Here is a 493-nt window from a genome sequence, read left to right as displayed (position 1 = left end):
TCTCGCAGCTGGATGTCTTTTGCACTGGAAGCCATCGTTCTCTCCTTGGATTTGATACCTTTATTATACCAGAAATGCAGCCATTCCTAAAGGAAAACAAGCGCTGAAAAACGCTGAATTTATAAGGAAATCTGCCATTTTTCTGTGCAGGATTTTTACCGGGATCCAAATGCTTTTTTACTCTGCTTTGAGTGCTTTTGGCTGGTCGATATCAATTCCTGACATCAGCCAGTCGAACTCCCGCCAGGAAAGATTCCGGACTTCCGACTGCTTCCTTGGCCATTGATACCCGCCCCGGACAGACAACCGTTTATAGATCAGGACAAAACCATCCGGTTCACGGAACAGAGCTTTGATCCTATCCCGTCTTCTTCCACAGAAGAGGAAGAGCGCACTGGATGTCGGATCCATCTTAAGCTGATCTTCGATAATGGCACAGAGACCATCGATCGATTTGCGCATATCTGTATAGCCGCAGACAATGTAGATTTTT

The 493-nt window shown here is 45.8% G+C and carries 1 protein-coding gene; it reads right to left on the bottom strand.

Annotated elements, in window-relative coordinates:
* Nucleotides 1–177: 177 nt before the first annotated feature.
* The coding region (gene tnpB, locus ACTQ50_RS19780) for an IS66 family insertion sequence element accessory protein TnpB (protein ID WP_441485577.1) at nucleotides 178–493 on the bottom strand (316 nt) is incomplete at its 5' end.

It is taken from the genome of Blautia sp. Sow4_E7 (assembly GCF_052116245.1).
Lineage (GTDB): Bacteria > Bacillota > Clostridia > Lachnospirales > Lachnospiraceae > Blautia_A.
The sequence above is the reverse complement of the archived record's forward strand: the minus strand, read 5'-3'. Positions and strand labels throughout refer to the sequence as shown.